Origin of the sequence: Sphingobium sp. (genome assembly GCF_033795625.1) — a bacterium.
Classification (GTDB): Bacteria; Pseudomonadota; Alphaproteobacteria; order Sphingomonadales; family Sphingomonadaceae; genus Sphingobium.
In genome coordinates this window covers 1-3,949 of sequence record NZ_JARYGI010000075.1, presented here as the reverse complement: position 1 = coordinate 3,949, position 3,949 = coordinate 1, and the positions used below count along the sequence as shown (strand labels likewise).

Genomic DNA, 3,949 nt, shown 5'->3' with positions numbered 1-3,949 from the left:
CTTGAAATCCGTCATCGTTCCGTCCGTCCAATCTCCGCCAAGCATGCTCAAGCTTCACGATTTTTGCAACAGAGCCGCCTTTATGCCCCGGTCCGCTTCAAAAGCGAGGAAGGTCGCGACGATGGCAGGGCTCGTGGGCAAGCTGTCAAGACCGCGGGCGTCGCACCAGGCGACGAAGATCTTCCAGTCGGAGCCATAGGCGCGTTGGGTCGCTGATGAGCGCGACGCCTGCGCATAGTCCGCCGCGCGGGCGACCTCGGCACGTAAGATGTTGGGAAGGGTGCCCTGTTCGAGCAAGTCGGGAACCGAGCCAGCCATCTTACCGGGCCAATTCGATGGCGATGCCGATGTCGAGCTCGTCCCAGGCCCGCTCGGTGGCAAGCGCGGTAGCACCGAGGCTGTGCGTCAGCGCCAAGCAGGCGCGGTCACCCAGCGACAGCCCGACCCCGCGGGTCACGGTGCGAAGTTTACCTGAGGCGATTGCGGTCTCGGCGTCGAACGCTCGGACATTGAGCCCGAGCAGCAGCAGGGTCTCGTCGATCTCCGCGTCGGACAGGCCACGCTCCTGAAGCTTGGTCACGACCTCCGCGAGATTCACCGAGCTGATATAGGCCGTGCGCAGATGCGGTTCGATACGGTCCGACCCAGGTTCTTCCTGGATGAAGGCGATGACGGCCGAGGCATCGAGAACGAAATCACTCACGCGCGGCTTCCGCCCGACGATCGGAAATCAGTTCATCGGCCAGGCTCACGCCCTCCGGAACGTACTGGCGGATGATCGCCCGCACTCGCTGGATCGCCGCCTTGAACGAACGCAAGCGCAGCTCGCCATCAACCACTTCCATGCGAACATCGTCGCCATCAGCAAGCCCGAGCTCCTTGCGGACGTCGGCCGGGAGTTGCAGGCGACCGCCCGACACGATGCGGCCCTTATATGCGGTCATGACAGCCTCGAGGGTTTGCGTCGCTAACGCTTTACCACGGTAGCAACAGCCTCGCTATACACACTTTCACCAGCCTGTATCCTATGTCCGAGAATCACACTTCACGGACAGGTAGAATGGGGCTATGATGTTTTGGGTTTTCCGTGTGAAAGCACGAATGGACAGCAGGTAGGATGCGGGTGGACCAGCAGACTGACGAAAGGGCAGGGGGCTCAGGAATGTCGGGCCCGACAAGCGTGCTGGTTCTCCCTGGCGACCTGTCTCCAGCTTCGGTGTCCGAACTCGTTGGCGAGGTCGAAGCCGCCCGGGCTTATCGCCTGCGTTCTCGCAGCGCCAATACGCTACGCGCCTACGCCAGCGACTGGCGCCAGTTCCAGGACTGGTGCTGGGGCAGGGGGCTCGAGCCGCTTCCCGCACTTCCAGAGGTTGTCGCTACGTACCTGGCCTCGCTCGCCCGCGCTGGCCGCGCGGACAGCACCATCACCCGCCACGTCGCCGCGATCGTTTGGCAGCATCGCCATGATGGCCTGCCGCCGCCGACCGCGCACGACACCCACCAGCTGATCGCCGATACCCTTTCCGGGATCCGCCGCGAACAGCGGCTGCGGCCAACTCGCAAGAAAGCGGCGATCAGCGCGAAGGATCTGGCGGGCATGATCGGCAAGGCGGACAGGTTGACCACGCGTGCCGTGCGCGACCGGGCGATCCTGGCGCTGGGGCTCGCCGCGGCGCTACGCCGCTCCGAACTGGTGGCGCTGCAACTGGCGGATGTCGAACTGGTCGCTGCCGGGGTGACGGTGCGCGTGGGCCATTCTAAGACGGATCAGGAAGGCGAGGGGGCCACGATCGCGGTGCCGACAGGTAAGATCCTGAGACCCGTCGCGCATCTTAACGCCTGGTTGGCCATTAGGGGCGGCGAGCCGGGACCGCTGTTCACGCAGATCGGGACAAAGGGGGAATACACGGCCGCAGCGATGTCCGATCGCTCGGTGGCGCGCCTCGTCAAGCGCTATGCCAGCCTCCAGGGGCTCGATCCTGACGTGATGGCGGGCCATTCGTTGAGGGCGGGGTTTCTGACCGAGGCGGCGCGGAACCGGGCCTCGCTCGCCAAGATGCAGGAGGTCTCGCGGCACAAGTCGGTGAAGGTCCTCCTCGACTATGTGCGATCGGCCGAGATGTTCGACGATCACGCCGGGGCCGGGTTCCTTTGACTTATGATGGGCGCATTACATAGAACGAGCACTGAATACGCTAGCGCCCGGAGCTGACGGAAAACCTTCAAAACGAGCTTTCCAGTCAGTGCCCCAATCCAACTGGATTTTCCTGCATCATTGGCATATCGATCGACGCACTGCCGATTTGCGGTCACCACTGTTAAACAAAATGTGATTTCCGACACTATCGGCGCGGCAGCTCGCGACCAACTCAAGCCATTCATTGGCACGTACGGGAATGGCGTTTCCTCCCGGAACCCGCCATTCCCGTTTCACTGAGCGGTCTGGCAGCAGTCGCCCCACTCGGCCGCTCAACAACTCGATCGCCGTACCCAGAAGCAGACACTCGCTGTCGCCGTCATCGATCGGCAGGAAAACAAGTTGTTGGACTTTGCGGTCGTTCCCATGCTCGTCCGCGAAAGACGGGTTTCCGATAAGCCGGTCATCCCAGCGACGCAGGGACCATAAAAAGCGGGCTCGGCGAACCGATGGTCCACCGAGCCCAAGGATGGGTTAGCGTGATATCGCACATGGAGAAGAGCCCCATGGAAGATGGATTAGAAGATCAGCGAAAGTTACGCCAATCTGCGAAGGTTCGACCGCTTGGGCTTGCCGCTTCCCGAATAGATCAGGGCGGCGGCCAGCGCCGCGCAGCCTATGCCGCTGGCCGCCCCTGACGGTGTCTTGGATGAAACGTGGCTGCGTTCGTCCAGCGTCGATTGATTTCTCGATGGGACATGGCCGGGTTCGAGGCTCATTGTCGTCTAGGCTCCAACTTCATGATCGAAAGGCGGTCGTATTCACAGACCGCTCAAATGTTGTCCGGATCGCCGGTCCATGGCGCAGCGTGTCCGAAACCACCGCTCCAACCGCAGACTTGCGCGGCAAACTGCGCGCCATTGAGCATCGCGGCGTCGAGCGGTTGATCCGCCAGGATCGCGCTTAGAAATCCTGAAATGAAGCCATCGCCGGCCCCCAGGGTATCGATGACATTGGCGGGCAAGGCCGGCTGCAGCACACGGCCGCCGGCATTGGCGGCCAAAGCGCCGTCCTTGCCGCGCGTCAGCACCACCGCTTCGGGACCGTAGCCCAGACACTCATCCGCGAGGGCATGCGCTGCCTCTTCGCTCAGGTGCGATGCCGACAGGAAGAGGAAGCGCACATGAGGTGCCACTTCGCGCAGATAGTCCGCATTCCAGCGGTCGGACATATCGAACGAAAGGGACTTGGCGCTTTTCGAGAGGAATGGAAGAATTTCGTCCAGCCCGCTGTAGATGCTGGTGTGGACGTGATCGAACGATGCCACGTAGGCGAAATCGTCATCCTCCCAGCCATAGTCCGCACGCACACCCGGGCTGCTTTTTATGAAATGCCGATCACCGTCCACGTGGCCGATGAACGCGCGAGCATTGGCACCGGGACGGACACGCAGCCGCGTGATGTCGATGCCTTCTGCTTCCAGCGCCGTGCGAACGACGCTGCCGCCTTCATCGCCGCCGATACAACCTAGGTATCCGCAGAAGGCGCCCAGCCTGGCCGTCATCACCGCGACGTTCAGCGCGTTTCCGCCGGGGTACTGAACCCGGGCGTTGACATAGGTGTCGACGGTATTGTCGCCGAGACCGAGGATACGGATCATGCCGGGCGCCTCCAATGGCTCTGTTGCAAAAATCGTGAAGCTTGAGCATGCTTGGCGGAGATTGAACGGATGGAGCGATGACGGATTTCAAGTGGCGCCATTTCCAGGGTGATGTGATCCTGTGGGCGGTGCGCTGGTATTGTCGCTATCCG

General features: G+C 62.2%; 6 protein-coding genes and 1 pseudogene. 2 read left to right on the top strand and 5 right to left on the bottom strand.

The window, feature by feature from the left end; all coding sequences use genetic code 11:
* Positions 1 to 54: 54 nt before the first annotated feature.
* From QHC67_RS18550 to QHC67_RS18540, 3 genes are read right to left on the bottom strand one after another with little or no spacing between them, the layout of a single operon-like run.
* Complete coding sequence (locus QHC67_RS18550; RefSeq protein ID WP_319296624.1) at positions 55 to 318, bottom strand: hypothetical protein; 264 nt, start codon at positions 316 to 318, stop codon at positions 55 to 57.
* 1 nt (position 319) lies between these two features.
* Complete coding sequence (locus QHC67_RS18545; protein WP_319296622.1) at positions 320 to 703, bottom strand: type II toxin-antitoxin system VapC family toxin; 384 nt, start codon at positions 701 to 703, stop codon at positions 320 to 322.
* Positions 696 to 944: an AbrB/MazE/SpoVT family DNA-binding domain-containing protein gene (locus QHC67_RS18540; protein WP_319296621.1), complete on the bottom strand. Its 249-nt coding sequence runs from the start codon at positions 942 to 944 to the stop codon at positions 696 to 698. Before QHC67_RS18540 ends, QHC67_RS18545 begins: the two co-directional genes overlap by 8 nt.
* A 218-nt stretch (positions 945 to 1,162) precedes the next feature.
* Here QHC67_RS18540 and QHC67_RS18535 point away from each other — a divergent pair, with 218 nt between their 5' ends.
* Positions 1,163 to 2,155, top strand: a complete 993-nt coding sequence (locus QHC67_RS18535) for a tyrosine-type recombinase/integrase (RefSeq protein WP_319296619.1) — start codon at positions 1,163 to 1,165, stop codon at positions 2,153 to 2,155.
* A 578-nt stretch (positions 2,156 to 2,733) separates the two neighbouring features.
* Here QHC67_RS18535 and QHC67_RS18530 read toward each other — a convergent pair.
* Together QHC67_RS18530 and QHC67_RS18525 are read right to left on the bottom strand one after the other, a co-directional pair.
* Entirely contained in the window at positions 2,734 to 2,916 is a 183-nt protein-coding gene (locus tag QHC67_RS18530; RefSeq protein ID WP_319296617.1) for a hypothetical protein, read from the bottom strand.
* 53 nt (positions 2,917 to 2,969) lie between these two features.
* A complete protein-coding gene (locus tag QHC67_RS18525; RefSeq protein WP_319296615.1) occupies positions 2,970 to 3,812 on the bottom strand; it encodes a PfkB family carbohydrate kinase in 843 nt (280 codons plus the stop codon).
* A gap of 62 nt (positions 3,813 to 3,874) precedes the next feature.
* Between QHC67_RS18525 and QHC67_RS18520 the strand changes: the two are divergent.
* Positions 3,875 to 3,949 (top strand): annotated as a pseudogene (locus tag QHC67_RS18520) (IS6 family transposase); the annotation flags it as partial.